This is a genomic window from Microbacterium sp. T3-8 (assembly GCF_055398145.1).
The window spans coordinates 1,137,393-1,163,324 of sequence record NZ_AP027918.1 but is presented as its reverse complement, the minus strand read 5'-3'; the positions used below and the strand labels follow the sequence as shown (position 1 = coordinate 1,163,324).

General features: G+C 68.7%; 28 protein-coding genes and 1 pseudogene. 10 read left to right on the top strand and 19 right to left on the bottom strand.

The features are described from left to right. Positions 1-122 precede the first annotated feature (122 nt). Together ACZ5Y9_RS05500 and ACZ5Y9_RS05495 are read left to right on the top strand one after the other, a co-directional pair. Positions 123-2,893, top strand: a pseudogene (locus ACZ5Y9_RS05500) (MMPL family transporter). Next, a complete protein-coding gene (locus tag ACZ5Y9_RS05495; RefSeq protein WP_247623241.1) occupies positions 2,890-4,842 on the top strand; it encodes a YhgE/Pip family protein in 1,953 nt (650 codons plus the stop codon). The pseudogene ACZ5Y9_RS05500 and the gene ACZ5Y9_RS05495 overlap by 4 nt, the downstream one beginning before the upstream one ends. Before the next feature lie 192 nt (positions 4,843-5,034). Here the strand turns inward: ACZ5Y9_RS05495 and ccsB are convergent, their stop codons facing one another. The 6 genes from ccsB to ACZ5Y9_RS05465 all read right to left on the bottom strand — a co-directional run bounded on the left by ccsB (position 5,035) and on the right by ACZ5Y9_RS05465 (position 10,277). After that, positions 5,035-6,012, bottom strand: a complete 978-nt coding sequence (gene ccsB / locus ACZ5Y9_RS05490) for a c-type cytochrome biogenesis protein CcsB (RefSeq protein ID WP_247623242.1) — start codon at positions 6,010-6,012, stop codon at positions 5,035-5,037. Positions 6,013-6,016: 4 nt separating this feature from the next. Continuing rightward, a complete protein-coding gene (gene resB, locus ACZ5Y9_RS05485; protein ID WP_404597552.1) occupies positions 6,017-7,795 on the bottom strand; it encodes a cytochrome c biogenesis protein ResB in 1,779 nt (592 codons plus the stop codon). Positions 7,796-7,838: 43 nt separating this feature from the next. After that, a complete protein-coding gene (locus ACZ5Y9_RS05480) occupies positions 7,839-8,609 on the bottom strand; it encodes a cytochrome c biogenesis CcdA family protein (protein ID WP_247623244.1) in 771 nt (256 codons plus the stop codon). Beyond that, positions 8,606-9,256: a TlpA family protein disulfide reductase gene (locus ACZ5Y9_RS05475; protein WP_247623245.1), complete on the bottom strand. Its 651-nt coding sequence runs from the start codon at positions 9,254-9,256 to the stop codon at positions 8,606-8,608. Before ACZ5Y9_RS05475 ends, ACZ5Y9_RS05480 begins: the two co-directional genes overlap by 4 nt. 64 nt (positions 9,257-9,320) lie before the next feature. Further along, on the bottom strand, positions 9,321-9,725 hold the full coding sequence (locus tag ACZ5Y9_RS05470) for a MerR family transcriptional regulator (RefSeq protein WP_247623246.1): 405 nt from the start codon (positions 9,723-9,725) through the stop codon (positions 9,321-9,323). A gap of 66 nt (positions 9,726-9,791) precedes the next feature. Then, complete coding sequence (locus ACZ5Y9_RS05465) at positions 9,792-10,277, bottom strand: MarR family transcriptional regulator (RefSeq protein ID WP_247623247.1); 486 nt, start codon at positions 10,275-10,277, stop codon at positions 9,792-9,794. 264 nt (positions 10,278-10,541) lie between these two features. Here ACZ5Y9_RS05465 and ACZ5Y9_RS05460 point away from each other — a divergent pair, with 264 nt between their 5' ends. Further along, complete coding sequence (locus ACZ5Y9_RS05460) at positions 10,542-11,444, top strand: NAD(P)/FAD-dependent oxidoreductase (protein WP_464472495.1); 903 nt, start codon at positions 10,542-10,544, stop codon at positions 11,442-11,444. Positions 11,445-11,469: 25 nt separating this feature from the next. On the opposite strand, the gene ACZ5Y9_RS05455 is transcribed toward ACZ5Y9_RS05460, so the two are convergent. Together ACZ5Y9_RS05455 and ACZ5Y9_RS05450 are read right to left on the bottom strand one after the other, a co-directional pair. Next, on the bottom strand, positions 11,470-12,099 hold the full coding sequence (locus tag ACZ5Y9_RS05455) for a histidine phosphatase family protein (protein ID WP_247623249.1): 630 nt from the start codon (positions 12,097-12,099) through the stop codon (positions 11,470-11,472). Between the two features lies 1 nt (position 12,100). After that, positions 12,101-12,499, bottom strand: coding sequence for a DUF5684 domain-containing protein (locus ACZ5Y9_RS05450; RefSeq protein WP_247623250.1), 399 nt, complete (start codon positions 12,497-12,499; stop codon positions 12,101-12,103). A 116-nt stretch (positions 12,500-12,615) separates the two neighbouring features. Here ACZ5Y9_RS05450 and aspS point away from each other — a divergent pair, with 116 nt between their 5' ends. Further along, positions 12,616-14,397, top strand: a complete 1,782-nt coding sequence (gene aspS, locus ACZ5Y9_RS05445) for an aspartate--tRNA ligase (RefSeq protein ID WP_464472494.1) — start codon at positions 12,616-12,618, stop codon at positions 14,395-14,397. Positions 14,398-14,748: 351 nt separating this feature from the next. Here aspS and ACZ5Y9_RS05440 read toward each other — a convergent pair whose 3' ends face one another. Both ACZ5Y9_RS05440 and ACZ5Y9_RS05435 read right to left on the bottom strand, forming a co-directional pair. Then, on the bottom strand, positions 14,749-15,171 hold the full coding sequence (locus ACZ5Y9_RS05440; RefSeq protein WP_464472493.1) for a hypothetical protein: 423 nt from the start codon (positions 15,169-15,171) through the stop codon (positions 14,749-14,751). A 295-nt stretch (positions 15,172-15,466) separates the two neighbouring features. Further along, entirely contained in the window at positions 15,467-16,249 is a 783-nt protein-coding gene (locus ACZ5Y9_RS05435) for a sulfite exporter TauE/SafE family protein (RefSeq protein ID WP_404598117.1), read from the bottom strand. 126 nt (positions 16,250-16,375) lie between these two features. Here ACZ5Y9_RS05435 and ACZ5Y9_RS05430 point away from each other — a divergent pair, with 126 nt between their 5' ends. The 6 genes from ACZ5Y9_RS05430 to ACZ5Y9_RS05405 all read left to right on the top strand — a co-directional run bounded on the left by ACZ5Y9_RS05430 (position 16,376) and on the right by ACZ5Y9_RS05405 (position 21,255). Beyond that, on the top strand, positions 16,376-16,891 hold the full coding sequence (locus tag ACZ5Y9_RS05430; protein WP_247623252.1) for a GNAT family N-acetyltransferase: 516 nt from the start codon (positions 16,376-16,378) through the stop codon (positions 16,889-16,891). 146 nt (positions 16,892-17,037) lie between these two features. After that, complete coding sequence (locus tag ACZ5Y9_RS05425) at positions 17,038-18,177, top strand: ABC transporter substrate-binding protein (RefSeq protein WP_402787871.1); 1,140 nt, start codon at positions 17,038-17,040, stop codon at positions 18,175-18,177. After that, entirely contained in the window at positions 18,156-19,112 is a 957-nt protein-coding gene (locus ACZ5Y9_RS05420; protein ID WP_372491561.1) for an ABC transporter permease, read from the top strand. Before ACZ5Y9_RS05425 ends, ACZ5Y9_RS05420 begins: the two co-directional genes overlap by 22 nt. Beyond that, positions 19,109-19,903, top strand: a complete 795-nt coding sequence (locus ACZ5Y9_RS05415) for an ABC transporter permease (RefSeq protein ID WP_247623254.1) — start codon at positions 19,109-19,111, stop codon at positions 19,901-19,903. The genes ACZ5Y9_RS05420 and ACZ5Y9_RS05415 overlap by 4 nt, the downstream gene beginning before the upstream one ends. After that, on the top strand, positions 19,900-20,991 hold the full coding sequence (locus tag ACZ5Y9_RS05410) for an ABC transporter ATP-binding protein (RefSeq protein WP_464472492.1): 1,092 nt from the start codon (positions 19,900-19,902) through the stop codon (positions 20,989-20,991). Before ACZ5Y9_RS05415 ends, ACZ5Y9_RS05410 begins: the two co-directional genes overlap by 4 nt. 87 nt (positions 20,992-21,078) lie before the next feature. Beyond that, on the top strand, positions 21,079-21,255 hold the full coding sequence (locus tag ACZ5Y9_RS05405; protein ID WP_247623256.1) for a YegP family protein: 177 nt from the start codon (positions 21,079-21,081) through the stop codon (positions 21,253-21,255). A 66-nt stretch (positions 21,256-21,321) separates the two neighbouring features. Here the strand turns inward: ACZ5Y9_RS05405 and ACZ5Y9_RS05400 are convergent, their stop codons facing one another. The 9 genes from ACZ5Y9_RS05400 to ACZ5Y9_RS05360 all read right to left on the bottom strand — a co-directional run bounded on the left by ACZ5Y9_RS05400 (position 21,322) and on the right by ACZ5Y9_RS05360 (position 25,930). Next, positions 21,322-22,077 (bottom strand): amino acid ABC transporter ATP-binding protein, encoded by a 756-nt coding sequence (locus ACZ5Y9_RS05400; RefSeq protein ID WP_247623257.1) that lies wholly within the window; start codon positions 22,075-22,077, stop codon positions 21,322-21,324. Further along, positions 22,074-22,865, bottom strand: a complete 792-nt coding sequence (locus ACZ5Y9_RS05395; protein ID WP_247623258.1) for an amino acid ABC transporter permease — start codon at positions 22,863-22,865, stop codon at positions 22,074-22,076. The genes ACZ5Y9_RS05400 and ACZ5Y9_RS05395 overlap by 4 nt, the downstream gene beginning before the upstream one ends. A gap of 34 nt (positions 22,866-22,899) precedes the next feature. Further along, positions 22,900-23,712 (bottom strand): transporter substrate-binding domain-containing protein, encoded by an 813-nt coding sequence (locus tag ACZ5Y9_RS05390; protein ID WP_247623259.1) that lies wholly within the window; start codon positions 23,710-23,712, stop codon positions 22,900-22,902. 145 nt (positions 23,713-23,857) lie between these two features. Continuing rightward, on the bottom strand, positions 23,858-24,160 hold the full coding sequence (locus tag ACZ5Y9_RS05385) for a Dabb family protein (RefSeq protein WP_247623260.1): 303 nt from the start codon (positions 24,158-24,160) through the stop codon (positions 23,858-23,860). Continuing rightward, positions 24,157-24,420 carry a glutaredoxin family protein gene (locus tag ACZ5Y9_RS05380; RefSeq protein ID WP_247623261.1) on the bottom strand — a complete coding sequence of 88 codons (264 nt, stop codon included), beginning with the start codon at positions 24,418-24,420 and terminating at the stop codon, positions 24,157-24,159. Before ACZ5Y9_RS05380 ends, ACZ5Y9_RS05385 begins: the two co-directional genes overlap by 4 nt. Then, complete coding sequence (locus ACZ5Y9_RS05375; RefSeq protein ID WP_247623262.1) at positions 24,417-24,719, bottom strand: rhodanese-like domain-containing protein; 303 nt, start codon at positions 24,717-24,719, stop codon at positions 24,417-24,419. Before ACZ5Y9_RS05375 ends, ACZ5Y9_RS05380 begins: the two co-directional genes overlap by 4 nt. Positions 24,720-24,816: 97 nt before the next feature. Next, positions 24,817-24,915, bottom strand: a complete 99-nt coding sequence (locus ACZ5Y9_RS05370; RefSeq protein WP_003792170.1) for a 30S ribosomal protein bS22 — start codon at positions 24,913-24,915, stop codon at positions 24,817-24,819. 136 nt (positions 24,916-25,051) lie between these two features. After that, the gene (locus ACZ5Y9_RS05365; RefSeq protein WP_247623263.1) at positions 25,052-25,243 is read right to left on the bottom strand and encodes a helix-turn-helix domain-containing protein; all 192 of its coding nucleotides are present in this window, start codon (positions 25,241-25,243) and stop codon (positions 25,052-25,054) included. A gap of 270 nt (positions 25,244-25,513) precedes the next feature. Continuing rightward, on the bottom strand, positions 25,514-25,930 hold the full coding sequence (locus tag ACZ5Y9_RS05360; RefSeq protein WP_247623264.1) for an ArsR/SmtB family transcription factor: 417 nt from the start codon (positions 25,928-25,930) through the stop codon (positions 25,514-25,516). Positions 25,931-25,932 lie beyond the last annotated feature (2 nt).

Sequence of the window (25,932 nt, the reverse complement as noted above, 5' to 3'; positions counted from 1 at the left end):
GCGATCGTGACGATTCTCACACCCCGCACACAGATTTCCGAATGCGGGCGACCTTACGATACATCTATGTATTGGATACACCTGTGTATCCACCTCATCCCCCATCCTCCGGAGGAACCCGCGTGTCCACTCTCCTGTCCTCACTCGGTCGCTGGTCGTTCCGGCACCCCTGGCGCGTGCTCGGCTCGTGGCTGCTCGTGCTCGGCCTCGCGGGCTCCGGGGCACTTGTGCTCGGCTCCGGCACGGACAACACGTTCTCGATCCCGGCACCGAATCGCAGGCCGGCCTCGAGCAGCTCTCCCGTTCGTTCCCGCAGGTGAGCGGCACGAACGCGCAGTTCGTCGTCGTCGCCGCCGACGGCGATCAGGTCACCGACGACGACTATCGCGCGCACATCGAGGATGCCGTCGACGAACTCGGCGGCATCGACGACGTGCTCGCCGTCACATCGCCCTACGACGAGATGGTCGACGGCATGATCAACGACGACGACACCGCCGCGATCGTGCGCCTGCAGTTCGACGGTCAGTCGACCGACGTCTCGGAGGCGACCAAGGACGAGCTGAGCGCCGTGGTCGACGATCTCCGCGCGGCGTTGCCGGACGGTTCGCAGACCGCACTCGGCGGCGACCTCTTCGCGACCGAGATCCCGGGCATCACACCGACCGAAGCGGTCGGCCTCATCATCGCGCTCCTCGTGCTCATCGTCACGTTCCGCTCGTTCGTGGTCGCCGGTCTCCCCCTGCTCACCGCCATCCTCGGCGTCGGGATCTCGATGGCGGGCATCTTCGCCGCCACCGCCTTCGCCACCGTCTCGTCGACCACCCCGCTCCTCGCCCTCATGCTGGGCCTGGCCGTCGGCATCGACTACGCGCTGTTCATCATGGCCCGGCATCAGGATCAGGTGCGCGCCGGCGTCGACCCCGAGGAATCGGCATCCCGCGCCGTCGGCACCGCCGGCTCGGCCGTCGTCTTCGCCGGGATCACCGTGCTCATCGCCCTGATCGGGCTCGGCTTCGCCGGCATCCCGTTCCTGACGACGATGGGCATCGCCGCCTCCGTCGCCGTCGCGATCGCCGTGGCCATCGCGGTCACCCTCACTCCCGCCGTGCTCGGCTTCATGAAGGGCCGCATCGTCGGCCGCCCCCGGCGGGAGCGCGCCGCGACGAAGAAGGACGGATCCGCGCGCGCCCCCCGCCGGGCGTTCAGCGAGCGCTGGGTCGGCGGTGTGACGAAGCATCCGGTGCTCGTGTCGATCGCCGTCGTGCTCGGTCTCGGCGTCGTCGCGGTGCCCGCCCTCAGCCTCGACCTCGCCCTCCCCAACGCCGGCGTGCTGCCGAAGGACTCCGAGGCCCGGCAGAGCTACGACATCGTGGGCGAGGAGTTCGGTCCCGGCTTCAACGGCCCCCTCATCCTCACCGGAACGATCGTCACCTCCACCGATCCGGTCGGGCTGATGGACGACCTCGGCGACGCGGTCGCGAAGATCGACGGGGTGAAGGACGTCGCGCTCTCGACCCCGAACGAGACGGCCGACACCGGCATCGTGCAGATCATCCCCGAGACCGCGCCCGACGACCCCGCCACCGCCGACCTCGTGCGCGAACTTCGCTCGCACCACGACGAGTGGCTCGACGAGTTCGGCATCGACCTCAAGGTCACCGGGTTCACGGCGGTCGGGATCGACATCTCCGACCAGCTCGGAGGCGCTCTGCTGCCCTTCGGGATCTTCGTGATCGGGCTGTCGCTCGTGCTCCTCACCATCGTGTTCCGCTCGCTGTGGGTGCCCGTGACGGCGGCCCTCGGCTACCTGCTCTCGATCGTCGCCGCCTTCGGCGTGGTCGGCGCGGTGTTCGAGTGGGGCTGGTTCGCCGATCTGCTGCACGTGGCGAAGGTCGGCCCGATCATCAGCTTCATGCCGATCGTGCTCATGGGGGTGCTCTTCGGCCTCGCGATGGACTACCAGGTCTTCCTCGTCTCGCGCATGCGCGAGGACTTCGTGCACGATCGCGCCTCGCGCTCCGCCTCGCGCGCCGAACGCCGGGCCGCCGCTCAGCGCGCCGTCCGCAGCGGCTTCACGGGATCGGCGAAGGTCGTCACAGCCGCCGGACTCATCATGTTCGCGGTGTTCGTCGCGTTCGTGCCGGAGGGCGACTCGTCTCTCAAGCCGATCGCGCTGGGCCTCGCCGCCGGCATCGCGATCGACGCATTCCTCGTGCGCATGACGCTCATCCCCGCCCTCATGGCGATCCTCGGCGAACACGCCTGGCAGATCCCCGCCTGGCTCGAGCGCATCCTCCCCCGCGTCGACATCGAGGGCGAGGCCGTCGAGCGCGAACGCCATCTGGCCGAGTGGCCGGGCGACGGCTCGGTCGTCGCGGCCGACGAGCTCACGGTCAGCACCGACGCACCGGTCGTGGAAGCCCTGTCGTTCCGGGTCGCTCCGGGCGAAGCGCTGATCGCGACCGGTGGCGACGCCCGTGAGCGGCGGGCCCTCGCTCTGGCCGTCGCCGGTCGCGTGACCGCCGACGAGGGGCGACTCCGCGTCGTCGGGCACCTGCTCCCCGGCCGGGCCGCCTGGGTGCGGGCGCACGTCGGCTGCGTGATCGTCGACGATGCGGATGCCGCGCTCGACGACCTCGCCGAGGCCCTGCGCGGGCGCTCGGAGGTCGTGGTCGTCGACGGCATCGACCGACTGTCCGGAGGCCGACGCGACCAGGTGACGGCGATGCTGCGGGATGCCGCGGCCACACGTTCCCTGGCCGTCTTCGCCACGGCGTCCGATGCGGCGACCGCCCGCACGATCCTCGCGGAGGCCGGCTGGCCCGACGCGAACCTTCTCGACACCCGCGCCCCGCGACGGGCGACCGCAACCACCGAGGTGACCGCATGACCCTCCCCATCGAGCGCGCACGCTCCCGCAAGCCCATCACGTGGCTGACGATCCTCGGCATACTGCTGCTGCCGGCGGCGATCGGCGGCATCCTCGTCACCGCTCTCCAGAATCCGACCGAGCGCCTGGACTCGATGACCGCCGCGATCGTGAACCTCGACGAGCCGGTCGAGATCGACGGACAGGTCACGCCCCTCGGGCGTCAGCTCGCGTCCGGACTCGTGGAGGGGTCGGACGACCTCGACTCGAACCTCACCTGGGTGATCTCCAACGAGGACGACGCCGCCGAAGGTCTCGCGAACGGCGACTACCAGGCAGTCATCACCATCCCCGAGGACTTCTCCTCGGCGGCCACCTCGGCCGGGCGCACGATCTCCGAGGGCGAGGGCACGCCCGAGAAGGCGACGATCGAGGTCACCACGCCCGACGACGGTCTCGTCGCCGACGACCTCATCACGGGGCAGATCGCGAACGTCGCGGCGTCCATGCTCGGCACCACGCTGTCGGAGGCCACGACCGAGAACATCCTGGTCGGCTTCACGACGATCGGCGATCAGATCGGCGAGGCCGCCTCCGGTGCACTCGACCTCGCGAACGGCGCACGGGATGCCGCGACCGGCGCGGCCGCGATCCCCGACGGCGCCACCCAGCTCGCGACCGGCGCGGGTGACCTCGGCACCGGCGCCACGTCGCTGGCGACCGGTCTCGACACGATCGCCACGAACACGCGGCAGCTCGCCGGCGCCGCGGGCGAGCTCGGGGCGGGGCTGACCGGTGGGGCGGCCGCGCTGAACGATCCGAACGGAGACTTCGCCAAGCTCGTCGGAGCCGCGCAGGGCGGGGCCCCCTTCCTCGACACGGCTGCCTCGGAGTCGGCCAAGACGGCCACAGAACTCGGCAAGCTCGCCGCCACCTGCGCGACGTCGGTCACCGACCCGGACTTCTGCACGAAGCTCGGCGAGGTGGCGACGTCCGCCGCAACCTCCGCGACCGCCGCCGGTACGGCATCGGCCTACCTCTCCCCGGTGTCCACGGGCCTCCCGGCCGCGGCATCCACCCTGGCGACCAACATGAACGAGGCAGGCTCCGGCGCCAGCCAGATCTCGGCCGGGCTCAACCAGCTCGCGACCGAGGGAGTCGACCAGTCGGCCGCGGGAGCCCGCGCGCTGGCGACCGGCGCGGGCCAGCTCTCGAGCGGCGCGACCGAACTGGCGACCGGCGCCACCGAACTCGCGACGGGCCTCGACACCCTCGCGACCGGCGCGGGCGACCTCGCCGGTGGTCTGCGCACGGCATCCGATTCGCTCCCCTCGTTCAGCGATTCCGAGTCGACGTCGATCGCCTCGGTGATCGCCGACCCGGTCGAGTCGACCTCGTCGATGGACACGATCTTCGGCCCCACCGCCATCCCGCTGCTCGCCGCGGTGGTGCTGTGGTTCGGTGGCCTGGCATCGTTCATCGTGATGCGCGCGCACACCGCCCGCACCCTGACGTCGCGCCGCTCGTCGCCGACGCTCACACTGCGCTCCTTCTGGCCCGCCGCGCTGATCGGCGCCGGACAGGGACTGCTGGTCTCGATCATCGTGCAGTTCGTCGCCTCGTACGATGCGGCCGCCTGGTGGACCTTCGCGGGCACCGCCGTGCTCGCGGGTGTCGTCTTCGCCGCGGTGAACCAGGCGCTCGTCGCGATCTTCGGCGGAGTCGGACGGTGGGTCAGCGCCCTGATCGGCGTGCTGGCCGTCGCGACCGGGTTGATCTCGACCGTGCCGGACTGGCTCGCGGGCCTCGGCGCCGCGCTTCCGACCTCACCCGCATTCGCGGGACTGATCGCCGGGAGCGGTTCCGCCGTCGCCGGCCTCGTCGTGTGGGGTGTGCTCGCCCTCATCGCGACCACCCTCGCGGTGGCCCTGCGCCGCACGACCTCGGCCACGGCGGTGCTCGCGACCTGAGCCGCGGCATCCGCCCTGTTCGTTCGTTCCCCCACCCCGCCCCGGGAAACGGAGACGTCCGGGCCGCGCGGCGGCGAGTCGTGCGAACGACACGCCCTGTCGTCGGCATCCGATCTCCGTTTTCGAACCCGCACGCACGACGCCCCGCCTCCGGAAGGAGACGGGGCGTCGTGGATGTCAGGGGCGGATGCCTCAGCTGATGCCGGAGTAGGCGTGCAGTCCCTTGAAGAACACGTTCACGATCGTGAAGTTGAACAGCACGGCCGTGAAGCCGACGATCGCGAGCCAGGCCGAGGGGTTCCCCCGCCAGCCGCGGGTCGCACGGGCGTGGATGTAGCCGGCGTAGAGCACCCAGATCACGAAGGTCCAGGTCTCCTTGACGTCGAAGCCCCAGAAGCGGCTCCACGCGTAGTAGGCCCAGATGGAACCTGCGATGAGGGTGAAGGTCCAGAGGATGAACCCGATGATCGTGAAGCGGTACGCCATGCTCTCGAGGCGCTCGGCCGAGGGGAACGTGCGCAGGAACCCGGGGCCGGTCTTGGCCGCACCCTCCGAGACGAGGCGCTCGCGCCGCGACTGCATGAGCTGGATGACCGAGAGCGCGAAGGCGAGGGCGAAGAACGCCGTGCCCAGCGAGGCGACGAAGACGTGGATCACGAGCCACACGCTCTTGAGCGGGTCCATGAGCGGCGTGACCTCGACGTAGAAGTTCGTCGACGACAGGCCCAGCAGCACCACCACGAGGCCGGTGATGAACGTGCCGAGGAAGCGCAGGTCGACCTTGACCAGCACGATCAGGTAGACGGCGATGATGAGCAGCGTGCCGATCATCGCGAACTCGTAGAGGTTCGCCCACGGCACGCGACCGGCCGCGAAACCACGGGTGAGGGTCGCACCGAGGTGGAAGATGAACGCGAGAACGGTGAGCGAGGTGCCGATGCGCGCCATGACGAAGCGCTGGGGCTTCGGCTCGATGGGCTTTCCGGTGGCGGTGAGCGTCGCTCCCCCGCGCGCGCCGGCGCCGACCAGCTCGGCCTCGCGCACGGTCTGCGCGTCGGCGGAGATCTGCGAGCGGCGCGCGAGGTCGAATGCGAACGCGATGAAAGCCGCGGCGTAGATCGCGATCGCGGTCCAGAGCAGGACCGGCGAGATCACTTCGAGGTCGAACATGGTGTCAGTCTACTTTCGGGGAGTCGGATGCCGTCGGGTCGGCATCCGCGAGATCTTCGGTGAGGTCGTCGGCGGCGGGTTCGCGGGCGACCGTACCCCCGGCTGCATCGAGCAGGCGGCCGTGGCCGGCGACGATGTCGTCGAGCGCCACCGCGATCGTCGGGTCCTCGCCGCGGGCGAGGCCTGCGTACTCGAGCGAGACGGAGTCACCCTCGACCGTGGCCTTGACCCACATGCGGCGGCGGGGCACGAACAGCGCGAGCATGAGTCCGCCGAGCGCGAGCACCGCGAAGCCGAGCACCCAGACGCCGGACTCGTCGCGGTGGATCTGCAGCGAGGCGAAGCGCTTGACCGACTGGGTGGCGTCGGTCGCACCCTCGGGCGACTCGTCCTCGAAGGTGACCGTTCCCATGCCGTTCGGCAGGTCGGCGGTCTCGCCCGGAGCGAGCTCGATCGAGTCCTTGTCGACCGCGCGACCGGTGAGCTGGGTGAGGTCGGTGGTGTCGAGCACGTAGACCGACCGCGGGGTGCCGTCGTTGATGCCGAGGTCGCCCGAGTACACGTCGAGCGTGAGCGTCGGGTTGGTGAGCGCGGGGTAGGCCGAGAAGAACGCGCCCGTGTCGAGCACGGCGGTCGTCGGGTAGAAGAAGCCCAGCAGGCCGAGCTGCTCGGGGAGTCCGTCGGTGACCTTGATCACGCCGAGCGAGGTCATGTTGGTGTCCTGCGGCAGGAACGGCACGCTGTTGGTGAACACCACGTCGCCGTCGGCGTTGCGCACCGTGATGGTGGGCGCGTAACCGTTGCCGAGCAGGAAGATGTCGTCGTCGGCGACGGGCAGCGGCTCGTTGACCTTGATGGAGCCGGTGCGCTCCTCCCCGTTCTCCTTGACCGTGACGTTGGCCGAGAAGTCGCCGGCCTGGCCGGAACCCGCCTCGCCGAACGGGGTGTACGAGACATCGAAGGTGTCGAGGCGCATCGAGTAGGGCGCGAGGGCGTCGTCGGCGACGAAGCGTCCGCGGTTCATCGAGTCGTAGTCGACGAGCGTGTTCGCGAACGTCTCGCCCTCGACCAGCACCCGCTGACCGGTATACGCGAAGCCGCCGCCGATGGCGACCGTGACCAGCACGCCGACGAGCGCGAGGTGGAAGAGCAGGTTCCCGGTCTCGCGCCAGTACCCGCGCTCGGCCGACACGGAGAAGGTGCGCCCACGGTCGTAGCGCTCGACCCGATACCCGAGTGCCTTGAGCTGCTTGGTCGCGACGGCGATCGATGCGGATGCCTCGGCCTCGGCATCCGTCTTCTCGCCGTTCCCCGCGGTCGCGGAGAGGTCGCGGGTGACGGCCCGGAAGTCGTCGAGCCGCTGCAGCCGCGCGGGCGTGCGGGGCGGGCGGGCCTGGAGCGCCTTCCAGTGGTGCCGGATGCGCGGGATCACGCAGCCGACGAGCGAGGTGAACAGCAGCAGGTAGATCGCCGAGAACCACGGCGACAGATAGACGTCGAAGAGCTTGAGGCCGTCGAGGATCGGGAAGAGATCGGGGTTGTCGCGCTGCCACTGCGTGACACCGTTCGGGTCGGCCATGCGCTGCGGGAAGATCGATCCGGGGATCGCGGCGACCGCGAGCACGAGCAGCAGGATCAGCGCGGTGCGCATCGAGGTCAGCTGGCGCCAGCCCCAGCGCAGCCACCCGACGAAACCGAGGCGCGGCTGCGTGATCGAGTCGTCGCCGTCGACGTGGTCGGACGGTCGCAGCGGATCGCTGGACCTGGGCGTCTTGCTGCTCACGGCACTCTCGTTCTTCCGGGTTTTCTTCTCGGTCGTCTCGTGATCAGAGCGGGAGGATGACACTGCTCATCACCGCCGTCAGTCGGGACATGATGTCGGTCCACAGCCCCGTCACCATCAGCACGCCGAGGGCGATCAGCAGCACGCCGCCGATGATGTTGACGACGCGGATGTGGCGGCGCAGGAATCCGATGGCCGTGGTCGCCCAACCGAAGCCGAGGGCGACGAGCAGGAACGGGATGCCGAGGCCGAGGGAATAGGCGAGACCGAGGGCCCCCGCGCGCACCGGGTCGCCGGCGTTGAAGGAGAGGGCGAAGATCGCCGTCAGGGTGGGGCCGAGGCAGGGCGCCCAGCCGATCCCGAGGGCGATGCCGAGCAGCGGCGCCCCGATCACGCCGTACTTGCCGTCGATGTGGAAGCGCAGCTCGCGCTGCGCGAAGCCGAACAGCCCGAGGAAGACGAGCCCCATGAGGATGATCACGACGCCGAGGATGCGCGTGATGAGCTCGCCCCACTGGATCAGGAAGACACTCGCGACGCCGCCGAGAGAGGTGATCGCGACGAAGACGGCACTGAAGCCGGCGATGAAGAGGAGCACGCCGATGACGAGGCGACCGCGACCCGAGGCCGAGGCATCCGTCGACGCGGTCGCGCCGTTCACCGGGCGGGGAGCCACGGATCCGCCGAGGAAGCCGAGGTACCCCGGCACGAGCGGCAGCACGCAGGGCGACAGGAACGAGATGAGCCCGGCGAGCAGAGCGACCGGGATCGCCAGCCAGAGCGCTCCCGAACCGATGATGTCCTGGGGATTCACGCGCTCTCCGCGAGCGCGTCCTTGACGAGCGTGGACAGGATCGAGGTCCCGTCGATGGGCCCGATGATGCGGGCGGCGACGCGGCCCTGCTTGTCGAGCACGAGAGTGGTGGGGGTGGCCTGGATGGGCGTCTCGGCCGCGAAGGCGAGCTTGGCCTGCGCGGTGTCGACGTCGATCAGGCTCGGGTAGGTGATCTCGAACTCGGTCGAGAAGGCCTTGGCCGTGTCGGCCTGATCGCGGGTGTTGATGCCGACGAACGACACACCCTGGTCTTCGTACTCCTGCCACACCGACTCGAGATCGCCGGCCTCGACGCGGCACGGCGCGCAGCCGGCGTACCAGAAGTTCACGACCGTGACCTGGCCCGCGATGTCGGCGCTGTCGAAGGCCTCGCCGTCTTCGGTGACGCCCGAGAAGTCGATCGGCTCGCCGCGCTCGGCGACGGGGATCTCCTGGATCGCGCCATCGGCGGCGACGTAGCCGGTGTTCTCACCGCTCAGGAACGACTCGCTCACGGCATCCGGAGCACAGGCGGTCAGGCCGACGGCAAGCACCGCGGCGAGCGCGGCTCCGACCGCACGCCGGGAACGGCGAGTGCGGGAGGGGCGGCCGCTGCGGATCGGGTGAATCCTCGAGGCGAGTGGCACGGTTACGAGTTTACGCCGAGGTTCCTATGGTTAGGCCGGATACGGGAGCCGTCACCGGAGCCCCTCAGAACCGCGACAGCACGTCGTCGACGCCCGCCCGGAAGCGCGGGCAGGTGGCGATGTCGTGCGAGCGGCAGCGCAGCGCGTGCTCGGTCATCTCGCGCGAGCGACGCATCTCCTCCATGCGGCGGTCGATGTCGTCGATGTGCGACTGCAGCACCTGATGGCGCCCCCAACTGCTGTCGTCGAGCAGCACCGCGATCTGATCGAGCGTCATGCCCGCGGCCTTGCTGCGCTGGATCACGGCGATACGCACGACGTCGTCCTCGCCGTACCGACGGCGGCCGGCGTCGTCGCGAGCGGGGGTCAGCAGTCCGACCGACTCCCAGTGGCGCAGCACGTTGGTGGGCAGATCGACGCGGGCGGCGACATCGCCGACGGACCACGGATGCTCGGCATGTGACTTCATCCCAACATGAAGTCACAAACGGAGCGTGGACGCAAGGTCCGCCGCTCGACCGCCGAAGCGACGCCGTCAGTCCCGGCACTCCCTCGTGATGAGGTCGGCGACCTTCTCGAGGAAGTCGCTCACCACCGCCGACTGCTCGGCGCTCAGGTCCGTCGCGATCCGGTGGACGGCGACCGCCGTGGCGTCGAGCCCCTCGGAGGGATCGATCCGCCGCAGGGGAACGAGAAGCTTCGAGCGACTGTCCGCGGGGTTCCGCTGCGTGGTGATGACCCGCGCGGTCTCGAGCTTCTCGAGCGCCTTCGAGATCGCGGCGGTCGTCACCTGCAACTCGGACGCGAGGTCACCGGGAGTGATCGCCTCGTTGCGATGGTCGGCCTCGGCGATGAGCCGGGTGATCTCGCGAAGCAGTGGACTCGGTCCACACGACGCTTGACGTCGACGCGCCAGCTGGTCCTCTGCGACGCGCACGCGCTCCACGGCGCGGGCGACGTCGAGCGCGTACGACTGATCGATCGCGTTCCAGATGGTGGCGGGAGCCTCCGCGGTGCTCACCTCAGTCCTCCTGATTGATCAGGGACAACCACTTCCCGAAGCGCTCCCCCTCGGCGCCCGCGCCATCCTCGTTCGCAGCGATCTCTTCCCGTTCGATCATGTCCCGCTCCCTCCGTGTGGTGCGAACATCCGGACAATGCTCGCAAAACTAGATTACTAGCCGAACTAGTGATGTCAACCTCGCGCCCCGTCGCTTGACTTCATCCCGACATGAAGTCACAGACTGATCGCGAACACAAGATCCACCGGTCGGAAGGACCCCTCATGTACGACGTGATCGTGATCGGCGCAGGCCCCGCGGGCCTGCAGGCGGCGCTGACGCTGGGACGGATGCACCGCTCGGCGCTGCTGCTCGACTCGGGCGAGTACCGCAACGGCACGGTGCTGCACATGCACAACGTCGCCGCGAACGACGGCACCCCGCCCGCCGACTTCCGCGCGATCGCCCGCGCCCAGCTCGCGGAGTACGCGGACGTCGAGGTGCGCGATGCCCGCGTCGAGCGGGTCGATGGAGAGCAGGGGGCGTTCACCGTCGAACTCGCCGACGGCGGCACGGTGGTGGCTCGACGCATCGTGCTCGCGACCGGCATGGCCGACGAACTGCCGGCGATCCCCGGACTGCAGGAGCTGTGGGGCGCCGGCGCGTTCAGTTGCCCGTTCTGCGACGGGCACGAGCATGCGGACAAGCCGATCGCCGTGATCGGCGAGGCCGCCCGCGCCGCCCATCTGATCGGGCTGCTCGGCCGGATCGTGTCGTCGATCACGGTCTTCCCCACCGAGGGTTCCTTCCCGGAGGAGGATCGCGCGACCCTCGAGGCGCTCGGCGCCGTCGTCGCCCCCTCGTCACCTCTGTCGATCGCGCGGGAGGGAGAGACGGTGACGTTGACCACGGCGGAGGGCGAAGCATCTGTCGCCGGCATCTTCGTCGCCTCGGTGGTCTCGCGCCAGCGCGCCCCGTTCGCCGAGCAGGGACTCGCGATGCTCCCGTCCGGCGCGATCGAGATCGACGACTTCGGCCGCACGTCCGTCGCCGGGGTGTCGGCGGCGGGCGACATCGCACATCGGGCCTCGCTGCCCGGCGCGATGGCCGCGGTCGCGCTGGCGGTCGCGGCGGGTCAGCTCGCCGCCGTCGGTCACATCCAGTCGCTCATGGCCGAGGGCGCGTAGCTCCCAGGGCCATGAACGGGATGCCTCAGACGGCGCCGACGTCGACCGCGCCGCCCGTCGCCGCGGGTTCGGCGTAGTCGACCTCACGCCACACGTCGCCGACCCGCTCGAACGAGGTCACGCTCGACAGGGCGCAGCGCCGGGTGCGCGGATCGTGCCGCAGCGGGAGTCCGGCGACCGACAGGTGTGTGATCCAGATCGGTGCCTGGTGCGACACGATCACCGCGTCGCCCGCCTCGGTGGTGTGCCAGAGCTCGTCCATCGCGGCGCGCATGCGCTCGGCGACGGAGACGTACGGCTCGCCCCAGCTGGGCACAGACGGCTGCCGCAGATGCCACCAGTTGAGCGGGTTCATGAGCGAGCGGCGCATCTGCGTGCCCTCGAAGACGTTGGTCGGCTCGATGACGCGTTCGTCGAGCACCGGCTCGAGGTGGAAGCGCTCGGCGAACGGAGCGGCCGACTCCTGCGTGCGCTCCAGCGGCGAGCACCGCAGGGCCTCGACGTCGCGACCGAGACCGGCGACGTGCTCGGCCGCCGACTGCGCCATGCGCCGTCCGTCGTCGCTGAGGTGGAAGTCGGGCAGACGGCCGTAGAGCACGCGGCCGGGATTGTGGACCTCGCCGTGACGGACGAGGTGCAGACGGGATGCCGGCACGTCAGGCCTTGCGGTAGCGGGAGTCCCCGAACCCGAGGATGAAGTACCCGATGAACGGGATCAGGAACAGCAGGAAGAACGAGAACGCACCACCCTTGCCGAAGCGATCGCCCACCTTGACCGCGACGACGATCGCGAGGATGACGTTGGCGATCGGCACCAGATAGAGCAGCACCCACCAGCCCGACATCCCGGCGATGCGCAGCAGGAAGATCGCGTTGACGATCGGGATCAGCGCGAGGATGCCCGGATACCCGGCCTTCGTGAACACCTTCCACCAGGCGATCGCCAGCAGCACGTAGAAGATGATGCCGATGACGCTCGTGGTTCCCGAGAAGAACGCGGAGACGAAATCGGGGACGACCGGTACATCGGCGGCGGGGACGAGGGCGAGTTCCATGGGAGCACCTTCCTTTTCCCTGCCACCCTACTGATCCCCTCCGCCCGCCGGAGACACGCCGCGCGCCCCCGTAGAATGGGCGGGTTCGCCCGTTCACAGAACAGAAGGAATACTCCGTGCTTCGCACCCACTCGGCAGGCTCACTGCGAGCCGAGCACATCGGTCAGACCGTCACCCTCGCGGGGTGGGTCGATCGCCGTCGTGATCACGGAGGAGTCGCGTTCATCGATCTTCGGGATGCGTCGGGCATCGCCCAGGTCGTGATCCGCGACGAGGAGATCGCCCACCCGCTGCGCAATGAGTTCGTCCTCAAGGTGACGGGCGAGGTGTCGCGCCGCCCCGAGGGCAACGCGAACCCGAACCTGCCCACCGGCGAGATCGAGCTCATCGCGACCACCGTCGAGGTGCTCAACGAGTCCGCTCCCCTCCCCTTCCAGGTCTCGACGGCGCTGGCCGACAGCGAGACCGTCGGCGAGGAGGCGCGCCTCAAGTACCGCTATCTCGACCTGCGCCGTCCGGCCCCGGCATCCGCCCTGCGCCTGCGCTCCGACGTCTACAAGGCGATCCGCGACGTGCTGCACGCCGACGACTTCACCGAGGTCGAGACCCCGACGCTCACGCGCTCCACGCCGGAAGGCGCCCGCGACTTCCTCGTGCCCGCGCGCCTGAGCCCGGGCAGCTGGTACGCCCTGCCCCAGTCGCCGCAGCTCTTCAAGCAGCTGCTCATGGTCGGCGGCGTCGAGAAGTACTTCCAGATCGCGCGCTGCTACCGCGACGAGGACTTCCGCGCCGACCGCCAGCCCGAGTTCACGCAGCTCGACATCGAGATGAGCTTCGTCGACCAGGAAGACGTCATCCGCCTGATGGAGTCGCTCGTCGTCGCCATGTGGAAGACGATCGGCGTCGAGGTGCAGACCCCGCTGCCGCGCCTGACCTATGCCGACGCGATGGCGAAGTACGGCTCCGACAAGCCCGACCTGCGCTTCGGCCTCGAGCTGGTCGAGGCGACCGAGTACTTCGCCGACACCACGTTCCGCGTCTTCCAGGCCGAGTACGTCGGCGCCGTGCGCATGCCCGGCGGCGCGGGCCAGCCCCGCAAGCAGCTCGACGCCTGGCAGGACTGGGCGAAGCAGCGCGGCGCCCGCGGTCTCGCCTACGTGCTCTTCAACGAGGACGGAACGCTCGGCGGCCCCGTCGCCAAGAACCTGTCCGAGGCCGAGCAGGCGGGTCTCGCCGAGCTCGTCGGCGCCGAGGCCGGGGACTGCGTGTTCTTCGCCGCGGGCGCCACGAAGGAGAGTCGCGCCCTCCTCGGTGCCGCCCGCGTCGAGATCGGTCGCCGCCTGGGCTACCTGAACCCCGACGAGTTCGCCTTCACCTGGGTGGTCGACGCCCCGATGTTCGAGCCGGCGGCGGATGCCGTGGCCTCGGGCGACGTGGCCGTCGGCGCCGGAGCCTGGACCGCCGTGCACCACGCGTTCACCGGACCGAAGCCGGAGTTCGAGGCGACGTTCGACACCGACCCCGGATCGGCCCTCGCCTACGCGTACGACATCGTGTGCAACGGCTCCGAGCTCGGTGGCGGCTCGATCCGCATCCACCGCGAAGACATCCAGAAGCGGGTCTTCGAGGTCATGGGCATCAGCGACGAGCAGGCCGATGAGCAGTTCGGCTTCCTGCTCGACGCGTTCAAGTTCGGCGCGCCGCCCCACGGCGGCATCGCGCTGGGCATGGACCGCGTGCTGCAGCACCTCACGAAGACCGAGTCCATCCGCGAGGTCATCGCGTTCCCGAAGTCGGGCAACGGCTACGACCCGCTCACGGCCGCGCCCGCTCCGATCTCGGCCGAGCAGCGCGCCGAGGCCGGCGTCGACTACGAGCCGGAGGACGACGAGGCCTGACCCTCTGCCCCCGTGCGGGGGATGCTTCGACAGGCTCAGCAACCCGGTTCCGGGTGCTGGGCCTGTCGCGTTGCTCGGCCCCTGAGCCCGTCGAAGGATCCATGGGGTGACCTCAATCGATTCCACGATCGTCCGTGTGCACCAGCACGGTGCGACCCTCCGGCGCGCCGCGGGGGCTCGCAGAATTACACGAAGTTCGGGTCGGAGCAGCCTTACTATGCGATCGGTCGCTCCCGCGACGAGTTGACAACCAAGAACCACCCGGATTGCGATGGCACGGGGTGGGCGCTGGCGTTTCGCTGGCTGACCCGCCTGGCCTCGTCGCATGATGACGTCTTGTGCGTGCGGGTGTCAGGGAGTCCAGACGTCCAGGACGCTGCGACTCGCCTCCCTCAATTCGGTGGCCTCGACCTCGAGGGAGCCCTCTTCGATGCCGATTCCTTCGAACAAGTAGTAGAGCGTCAACGCGCCCTTCGGAGGCAGCGGCCACAACCAGGCGCGAAACTCGGTCGTCCACCGATCCCCGCTACCCTCGCCACCGCCACCGGAGAACGTCAAGGAGGGACCGTCCGGCTCCTCAACACCGCGTGGAAGGCCACGCGAGTCAGCTGTCGCATCCGCGCGAGAACCGTCCGACAACATCACACCAAGCCGCATCTGCCGCGTCGGGTCCGGGCGGAACCCGCGCGGATGCAGAAGGTCACGCAGGTGCTGCTCCCTCTCGGAATCAAGACCCGCTTCTATGCCCATGTCGAACCGCAGGACGAACTCCACGCCAGCACGGTACACATCGACCCGTCGCAAGCTGAGACTCGCGCCCGGCACCCTCGCGAGGCGTCTGACCAACGGGACCGCAACGGGCAGCTCGTCCTTCGGCGGATAAAGCCAGGGCGAGGCTTCAACAGCCCGGATGGGAGTGGGCGCAGATTCCGGGGGCAGCTCTGTGAAGAAGACCATCTTTCGAGTCCAACAAGCGAACGCACTCGCGTCAAGCCAAGTCGGAACTGGTTTATCGTGCAGCACTCACGTCAGATGTCTGAGCGCACCTCCGACTTTGCCTTGTCTCGACTTAGTGCACCAGTCCGAGCGCCGGGGCGAGGTTCTCGTTCCACACGTCGACGCCGAGCTTGGCGATCAGGGCGATCACCACGACGAGGAAGACCACGCGGATGAACTTCGTGCCGCGCGAGATCGCCATGCGCGACCCCAGGTAGCTGCCCGCGACGTTGGCGACCGCGAGAATCCCCCCGAGCACCCACAGCACCGAGCCATGCGGGATGAAGAGCAGCAGCGCACCGAGGTTGGTGGCGAGGTTGACGATCTTGGCCTTGGCGCTCGCCTGCAGGAAGTCGTAGCCGAGCAGCGCGACGAGCGCGATCACGAGGAACGTCCCCGTTCCCGGCCCGATCATGCCGTCGTAGAAGCCGATCACGAGACCAGCCGCGCCGGCCATGATGTGGTGCTTGTGCCCGTGGAAGCGCAGCATGGTCGCCGCGCCCATCTGCGGCCGGAAGGCGGTGAAGAGTGCGACAGCGAGCAGGGCCACGACGATGATCGGCTTGAACGCCGCGGCGGGCAGCAGCGTGGCCACCGCAGCCCCGCCGAACGATCCGGCGAGTGCGATGAGGGCCATCGGGATCGCGGTGCGGATGTCGGGTTTCGCCCGCCGGTAGTAGGTGACGCTGCTGGTCGCGGTGCCGAAAACCGAGGCGAGCTTGTTGGTCGCGAGCGCCTGGATCGGCGCGATCCCGGGGATGAGCAGCAGCGCGGGCAGTTGCAACAGCCCTCCGCCCCCGACCACGGCATCGATCCAGCCGGCGGCGAAGGCGGCGATGACGACGAGCAGCAGCATCCCCCAGGTGAGCTGCTCGAGTCCGAGCACGGTGCCGATATCCACCCGGCCATGATTCCAGAGATTCGGGCGTGCACCGGCATCCAGTCTGTCAGCGTGCGACGCGCCCGCTGACAGACTGGAGCCATGATCGAGGCCCTCCCCCTGCCGTACCCGTTCGCGTCGCGCCTGGGGAGCGCGGTGTTGCGCCGCGCGACGGCCGACGACACGGATGCCGTGATCGCCCTGCTCGCCGACGACCCGATCAGTGCAGCGCGCGGCGATGTCGCCTCGGCGGAAGACCGGCCGGCGTATGCCGAGGCGCTCCTCGAGATCCTCGCCGAGCCGTCGAACGACCTGCTCGTCGTCGAGCTCGACGGGGCGATCGTCGGCACTTTGCAGCTCACCTCGATCCCGGGCATGGCGCGTCGGGGCGCCCGGAGGCTGCTCGTCGAGGCCGTCCGGGTGCAGAGTGACCTGCGGTCGTCGGGCATCGGGTCGGCCGTGATGCGCTGGGTCGGCGAGCAGGCCGCACCCGCGGTCGGAGCAGCGATGGTGCAGCTCACCTCGGATGCCGCGCGCACCGACGCCCACCGCTTCTACGAGAAGTTGGGGTATATCGGGTCACATCTCGGTTTCAAGTACACGGTCGAGACCGCCTGAACTCCGCGCCAGGACGGGGCGCACCCCACCCCGCCACCACCCGGTCACCCTCCGTTCACCCACGCCGCTCCGACCGGTAACTCACGGCCCATAGTTTCCTCTCGCAACCCGAACCGGCGCACCGCCGGTCACCCGAGAGGACACTCATGGCACGCTTCACCCGCCGCGCGCGCATCGGCGCCGGTATCGCACTGGTCACCACCGCCGCTCTGGCACTCACCGCCTGCTCCGGCGCCGCCGACGCGACCGACGCCGGCGAGGGATCGACCGACGCCGCGACCGCGACGTCCGTCGCCGACTTCGGCACGTTCGCCGACCTCGAGGCCGCCGCCAAGGCGGAGGGCCAGCTCAACGTCATCGCGCTGCCGCGCGACTGGGCGAACTACGGCGAGATCCTCGACCTCTTCGCCGAGAAGTACCCCGAGATCACCATCAACGAGGCCTCCCCCGACGTGTCCAGCGCCGAGGAGATCCAGGCCGCCGAGACCAACAAGGGCCTCGACACCGCTCCCGACGTGTTCGACATCGGCCTCACGGTCGCGCTCCAGAACACCGACTACTTCGCCCCCTACAAGGTGCAGACGTGGGACGACATCCCCGCAGAGCTCAAGGAGCCGACCGGCCTCTTCGTCGGCGACTACGGCGGATACATGTCGGTCGGCTACGACTCCTCGAAGTTCGACGCTCCCGCGGAGCTCGCCGACCTGCTCTCGGCCGACTACAAGGGTGCCGTCGCGATCAACGGCGACCCGACCCAGGCCGGCGCCGCGTTCGCCGCGGTCGGTCTCGCGACCGTCCAGTCCGAGGGTACGCTCGACGACTTCCAGCCCGGCATCGACTTCTTCTCGGAGCTGCAGAAGGCCGGCAACCTGCTCAAGGTCGACGTGACCACGGCGACCGTCGCGAGCGGCGAGACCCCCGTCGTCTTCGACTGGGACTACCTGAACGCCTCGCACAAAGCCGACAACCCCAACTGGGAGGTCGTGGTCTTCGACGGCACCGGCTACGCGGGCTACTACAACCAGGCGGTCAACGTCGACGCCCCGCACCCGGCTGCGGCGCGCCTGTGGCAGGAGTTCCTCTACAGCGACGAGGTGCAGAACCTGTGGCTCGGCGGCGGCGCTCGCCCCGTGCGCATGGAGGCCATGACCGAGGCCGGCACGATCGACGCCGACCTCGCTGCGGCTCTGCCCGAGGTTCCCGAGGAGACGGTCGTCCCCACCGAGGAGCAGTCCGCAGGCGCCGGCACGCTGCTCGGTGAGAAGTGGGCAGCGGCGGTCCAGTGACGACTCTCGTCGACACGGGGGCGGATGCTCCGGCATCCGCTCCCGCTACCACCGCCGGGCCCGCGCACACCGCGCGGGCCCGGCGGTCCGCGCCTTCCTGGGCCTGGTTGGGTCTCGTACCCTTCGCGGCCTACATCGTGCTGTTCCTGGCCGTGCCGACGCTGCTCGCGATCGGCTCCGGTTTCTTCACCAAGGACGGCTCGTTCACCTGGACCAACGTGTCGGCACTGGGCGATCCCGTCGTACTGAACACGTTCGCCAACTCCGCCTGGATCTCGCTCCTGACCGCCGTCGTCGGCGCCGTCGTCGGCGCGCTCGTCTGCTACGCCCTCCTCGGGATGAATCCGCAGGGCGCGATCCGCTCGTCGGTGGATGCCGCGGCCGGAGTCCTCGCCCAGTTCGGCGGCGTGATGCTGGCGTTCGCCTTCATCGCGATGATGGGCATCCAGGGTGTGCTGACGGTGTTCCTCAAGGACACGTTCGGCATCAACATCTACGAGAACGGCACGTGGCTCTACGAACTGCCCGGCCTGATCCTGCCGTACATCTACTTCCAGATCCCCCTCATGGTCATCACCTTCATGCCGGCCCTCGCCGCGCTCAAGCCGCAGTGGGCCGAGGCGAACCTCACCCTCGGCGGCACGCGCACGAGCTTCTGGCTGCGCATCGGGCTCCCGGTGCTCGCCCCGTCGTTCCTCGCGAGCCTGCTGCTGCTGTTCGCGAACTCGTTCTCCTCTTACGCCACGGCCGCCGCTCTCGCGAGCCAGGGCTCGCAAATCGTGCCGCTGCAGATCCGCACCGCACTCACGAGCGAGACCGTGCTCGGTCGCGAGAACCTCGCGGGCGCGCTCGCCCTCGGCATGATCGTGGTGGTCGGCGTCGTGATGGCCCTGTACTCGCTGATCCAGCGTCGGGCCGCGAGGTGGCAGTCGTGAACCGTCTCGCCCCCTCGCTCACGACCCGCTGGGTCATCGGCATCCTCGTCGGCCTGTTCTTCGCCATCCCGCTCGTGTCGACGTTCCTCTACACGCTGCGCGACACCGAGAGCGGGCTCTCGTTCGACCACTGGCTCGCGCTGTTCGACCCCGCCGCCTCCGCGGCGATCAAGCCGATCTGGACTGGTCTCGGCAACTCGCTCATCCTCGCCGTCGTCACCGTCGCGATCGTGCTGTTCCTGCTCGCGCCGACGATGATCCTGGTGAACCTGCGCTTCGGCAAGCTCAAGCCGATCTTCGAGTTCGCGGTGCTGCTGCCGATCTCGATCCCCGCGATCGTGCTGGTCGTCGGTCTCGCCCCGATCTACCTGCAGATCGGCCGCTCGGTGGGCACCGGCACGTGGACGCTCGCGTTCGCGTACGGCATCACGGTGCTGCCCTTCGCCTACCGCTCGATCCAGGCGTCGATCGACGCCGCCGACCTGCGCACGCTCTCCGAGGCCGCACGGTCGCTCGGGGCGAGCTGGCCGACGGTCGTGCTCAAGGTGCTGGCGCCCAACCTCCGCCAGGGCCTGCTGGCCGCGTCGCTCATCTCCATCGCGGTGGTGCTCGGCGAGTTCACCATCGCCTCGCTGCTGAACCGGCAGGTGTTCCAGACGGCCATGGTCGTCGTGCAGAAGCAGGACCCGTACGCGCCGGCGATCTTCACGCTGCTGGCACTCGCACTCGTGTTCCTCCTTCTCCTCCTCATCGGTCGCGTCGCACGCGGCAACGGAAAGGCCCACTCATGACCATCGATCACGCACTCCCCCGCACCCAGGACAACCTGCTGCTCGCCGAGGCGGGCGAGGGCACCCGGGTGCAGCTGCAGAGCATCGTGAAGAGCTACGCGGGCAACCGCGTGCTGCACGGCGTCGACCTCGACATCGCCCCGGGTGAGTTCGTCTCGCTGCTGGGTCCGTCGGGCTGCGGCAAGACCACGCTCCTGCGCGTGCTCGCGGGCCTCGAGGGCTCCGACGAGGGCGCGGTGCTGCTCGGCGGTCAGGACGTCTCGCGCGTCCCGACCAACAAGCGCGACATCGGTATGGTCTTCCAGTCGTACTCGCTGTTCCCGCACCTGCGCGTCGCCGAGAACACGGCCTTCGGGCTGCGCCGCCGCGGGGTGTCGGCATCCGAATCCGCGAAGCGCGCGAAGGATGCTCTCGCCCTGGTCGGTCTCGCCGACTTCGCCGACCGCTACCCGCACCAGTTGTCGGGCGGCCAGCAGCAGCGCGTGGCGCTGGCGCGCGCCCTGGTCACCGAGCCCAAGGTGCTGCTCCTCGATGAGCCGCTGTCGGCGCTCGACGCCAAGGTGCGCGTGCAGCTGCGCGATGAGATCCGCCGGATCCAGCTGCGCCTGGGCATCACGACCGTGTTCGTCACGCACGACCAGGAGGAGGCGCTCGCCGTCTCCGACCGGATCGCCGTGATGAACTCGGGCCGCATCGAGCAGATCGGGTCGCCGGAGCAGCTCTACACGACGCCGTCGACCGCCGGTGTCGCCGCTTTCGTGGGCCTCTCGAGCGTCGTCGCCGGTGTCGCCGAGGGCGACCACGTCGTCGTGTGGGGGCAGCGGCTGCCGTTGCAGACGCCCGCCGACGGCCCGGTCGACGTGTACCTGCGCCCCGAGAACGTGTTCTTCGCTTCGGAGGCGGATGCGGCAACCGACGCGGTCGTCGAGGAGAGCACCTTCCTCGGCAGCATGCGTCGCACGCTCGTTCGCACCGAAGCGGGAGAGATCGTCCGGGTGCAGCACGCCCCCGGCATCCACCCCGCCTTCGGCGATCGCGTCCGCATCGCGGTCGCGCCCGAGCCCGTAGCCGTGCACCCGCGCGCCTGAGTCCCGCCCTACCGCCGCACGCGGTCGGGCGCTACCGTGATGCACGAGAGGCCCTCCGCCTCGCAGACACCACAGAGAGGATGCCTCATGGCAGGCAAGTTCGAGCTCTACACCGACAGGTCCGGCGAATACCGGTTCCGCCTCAAGGCCGGCAACGGTCAGGTCATCGCGACGAGCGAGGGCTACTCCTCGAAGTCCGCCGCGGAGAACGGGATCGAGTCCGTGCGCACCCACGCCCCCGACGCCGAGGTCGTCGAGGTCTGATCCCTCCTCCACAACGATGAGGCCCCCGGAGCATTCGCTCCGGGGGCCTCATCGTGTGTGAACGTCTCACAGCACGCGCGAGAGGAAGTCCTTCGTGCGCTGGTGCTGCGGGTTGCCGATGACCTCGCGCGGGTCGCCCTCTTCGACGATGTGACCGCCGTCCATGAAGATCAGGCGCGAGCCGACCTCACGGGCGAAGCCCATCTCGTGGGTGACCACGAGCATCGTCATGCCCTCGTCGGCGAGCGTGCGCATGACCTGCAGCACCTCGCCGACCAGTTCGGGGTCGAGCGCCGACGTCGGCTCGTCGAACAGCATCATGTCGGGGTTCATGCACAGCGCACGCGCGATCGCGACGCGCTGCTGCTGCCCACCCGACAGATGCCCCGGATAGGCATCCGCCTTCTGCGACAGCCCGACTCGGTCGAGCATCGAGATTGCGATCTTCTGTGCTTCGGCCTTGCTCCGCTTCTTCACCCGCTGCTGGGCGACGGTGAGGTTGCCGAGCACATCGAGGTGCGGGAACAGGTTGAAGCTCTGGAACACCATGCCGATGCGGGTGCGCACACGGTCGATGTCGGTCTCGGGGTCGGTGATGTCGATCCCCTCGATCAGCACCTTGCCGCCGGTCGGCTCCTCGAGCAGGTTGACCGAGCGCAACAGCGTCGACTTCCCCGAGCCGGAGGGGCCGATGACGCAGACGACCTCGCCCTTGGTGACGGTGAGGTCGATGCCCTTGAGCACCTCGTTGTCGCCGAAGGTCTTGACGAGACCCTGGATGTCGATCGCCGGAGCGTGGACATCGATCAGTTCTGTGATCATCGTTCTCTCGCCATCCGTCGCTCCAGCCACGCGGTGTATCGCGTGAGCGGAATGGTCACCACCAGATACAGCAGGGCGCCGACGATCAGCGGCGTCGCGTTCGCGTTCGACGTGTTCGCGTCGCGGACGAAGGTGGTGAGCTCCTTCGACCAGATGAAGCTACCGGCGATGAACACGAGTGACGTGTCCTTCAGCAGGAGCACCAGCTCATTCGTCATCGGCGGGATGATGATGCGGAAACCCTGCGGGAGGATGATCCAGAACATCGTCTTCAGCGGCGACATGCCCAACGAGCGCGCCGCCTCCGTCTGCCCCTTCGGCACAGCCTGGACCCCGGCGCGGATGACCTCGGCGATGTACGCCGAGGCCACCAGCATGAGTCCGAGGAGTCCGGCGCCGACCGGCCCGCCCGGCACCTTCCACCCGAAGACGATCGGGACGATAAATGCCACCGAGAAGATCGTCAGAAGGGCGGGAAGGCCGCGGAAGAGCTCGATCCACGCGGTAGCCACCCACCGGAACAACCCGATGCTCGACAGCTTCATCATCGCGAAGAGGATGCCGAGCAGCAGACCACCCGTGAAGGCGATGATCGTGAACAGGATCGTGTTCCGCAGGCCGATCGTGATGATGTCGGGGAAGAGCCTCGCGGCGACCTCCACGTTCAGGAACTGGGGGATCGCCCGTTCCCAATTGATCGACAGGGCGATCCCCGCGATGACCGCGAAGAACACCACATACATCACCAGGCGATACAGCTTGGTCCTGGTCGTCCGTTTCAACGCCATTGTGAAGGACCTCCGAAACTCCTACGCACGACGATCAGTTCGCGCTGAAGTAGGAGTCGTAGATCTTCTGGTACTCACCGCTGTCGCGCAGCTCCTGCAGGGCGGTGTTCACCGCATCGACGAGCGCGTCCTTCTCGCCCTTGGCGAAGGCGAAACCGTAGGACTCCTCGGTGTCGTACGTCTCGACGATCTTGTAGGCGCTGTCGGCCTTCTCGTGCTCGATGTTGACCGGCTGATCCTGCAGAATGGCGTCGATCTGACCGGCCTGCATCGCGGGCCACAGCTCGCCGTCGGAGGGGTACTGCACGAGCTCGGCGCCCGTGGCGTTCTCGGTCGCGTAGGTCTCACCGGTGGTGCCCTGCTGGACGCCCACGTTCTTGCCGGCGAGGTCGTCGATCGACTCGATACCCGAGTCGGTGCGCACGAGCAGCGACTGCAGCGAGTCGTAGTACGGGTCGGAGAAGTCGATGTTCGCCTTGCGCTCGTCCGTGATCGTCATCGCCGAAGCTCCGAGGTCGCAGGTACCTGCGACGAGCGTGGTGCCGGACTGGAGCGCGTCGAAGCCCACGTCCTGGACGGCGAGCTTGAGGTCGAGCTTCTTCGCGATCGCATCGAGAAGATCGATGTCGAATCCGGAGTAGCCGCTCTCGGTGCTCGAGTCCTCGACCTCGAAGGGCGGGTAGGGCACGTCGGAGCAGGCGGTCAGCGTGCCCGCGCTGACGAGACCGTACTCGTCTCCGGCATCCGAGTCCCCGCTTCCGGAGTCGGTTCCGCCGGCGCAGCCTGCGAGCGCGAGGGTTGCGGCAGCCACGAGTGCGAGGCCGGCGAAGGTAGTGCGACGGTGCATAACAGCTCCTGAGAGTCGATGGCAGGGTAAGGCCCACCGAAGTGGGCCGATAGGTGAACATCCTGGCACGTGCCGGGTGGATGCCCTACTAAGAGTGCCCGATCCAGGATTACGGTTTTGTTTCGGTGCGTTACGCGTGCGGGGATCAGATCTCGAAGTCGACGGCGACCCGTGCGCTCACGACGGAGCGGATGTATCCCGACGCCTCGACGTGCGCGGGGTGCACCTGATACTCGTCGAGCGCCTCGACGGAGTCGAAGTCGGCGACGAGCACGACGTCCCAGTTCGACTCCGGCAACACGACGTTCGCGCCGGCCGAGATCGACAGCAGCTGCGGCACGACACCGTCGAGGGCGTTGAGGCGGCGGGCCACCTCGGCGGCCTGCGCGGCGCGCTCGTCGGCGTCCTCCGAGGCGAGCTTCCAGGAGACGACATGGCGGATGGTCATTTCAGGGCCTCCTCGAGCGCGGTGCGCAGTCGGTCCGGCGAGAGTCGCCAGTGCGCGTGCAGTTCTCCGTCGATCAGGACGACGGGGATCTTCTCCCACCACAGATCGAACAGGGCGGGGTCTTCGGTGATCGAGGCCTCGACGATCTCGATCCGCTCGGCCGCGGCATCCGGCAGCTCGGCGACGACGGCGTCGATGACCTCGGAGGCGACGTCGCAGAGGTGGCAGTCGGGCTTACCGATGAGGGTCAGCGTGGTCACGCCGAGGGAACCTCGACCGCGCGTCCCTGCGCGATCCATTCGCCCGTGCCGCCCTCGACGTTGGTGGCGTCGTAGCCGCGCGCTTCGAGCGCCTCGACGACGCGAGCGGAACGGCCGCCGGCCTGGCAGATCACGTCGAACGACTCGGCCGGGAGCTCTTCGAGTCGGTTGCCGATCTCGGACATCGGGATGTTGACGGCGCCGGGCACGTGGCCCGCCGCGAACTCGTCCTTCTCGCGCACGTCGATGAGCGGCGTGCCCGTGCGGTCGGCGAGTTCGGTAACGGTGATCGACTTCATGGCTTCCTTCGAGCTGCTCGGACCTTCGGCAGAGACACAAAGCGCCCCCATTCGACATGCTCCGAAGAGCTGTCGGGGGCGCTCGTGTCTTGGCCGCTTACTTCTTGTTGCGGCGCTGGTGGCGAGTCTTGCGAAGCAGCTTGCGGTGCTTCTTCTTCGCCATGCGCTTGCGGCGCTTCTTGATGACAGAACCCACGGAAACCTCACTAAGTCAGGGGGTTGGGCGTCGCGATGATCGGACGCCCGGGTACGGGCACGGAAAAATGCCTCGGATCAGTCTAGCAAACCGTCGGGCCTGCGCCGTCACACCGACGATGCGGACTCCCGCACGGTCAGCCGACGTCGGCGATCGGGCGCTGGAGGGCGTCCGCCACGGCGGACTCCGGCACGCGATAGCTGCGTCCGAAACGGATGGCCGGCAGGTCGCCGGAGTGCACGAGCCGATAGACGGTCATCTTCGACACGCGCATGATCCCGGCCACCTCAGCAACAGTGAGGAACCGGACGTCAGGAACTTCGGGCATCCCACATACCCCTTTCTCGAATGAGCACACTCTATGGGTTGGCAGTGACGCGTGTAAACCCTTGGGGCCGGTGTGAACAGTGGGACTCACGGTGCCGTCACTCGTCACAGCAGAGGCATAGCCTCTCTCCGAGGTTCACTCAGCCGAAAGTGTCACACTCGGCGCAGGACCGGGGCAGGCACCGCCTCGGGACACGCGGGCTGGGGCCCGCGGCATCGCCCCCGACGACAGCCCCCCGGTCGCCGGGGGCGAACTGTGTCGAGCGGGGTGTCAGGCGCCGAGTCGCTTGAGGGCCGTGGCGACCACGTGCTTCGCGGATGCCGCCGCGCGCCCGACCACCTCCGCCGCGTGCGCGGCACTCTCGGGGATCGGGGCCCCGGGGTAGGCGATGTCGGGGGCGTCGTCGCCGAACGCGTCGACGAGGAAGGGCACCAGCCAGTCGTCGACGACCTCGAGCGGCTCGACCGCGAGGCTGTAGAAACGACGCTGACCGTCTTCGCGCACGGTCACCAGCTCGGCGTCGCGGAGCACCTTGAGGTGCTTCGACACCGTGGGCTGACTGATGCCGAGGTCGGCGACGATCTGGCTGACGCTCGTGCCCGCTTCTCCTTCGGTGGTGCGCCGCAGGAGGAGCTGGAGGATGTCTCGCCTCGTACCGTCTGCGATCACGTCGAAGATGTCGGTCATGT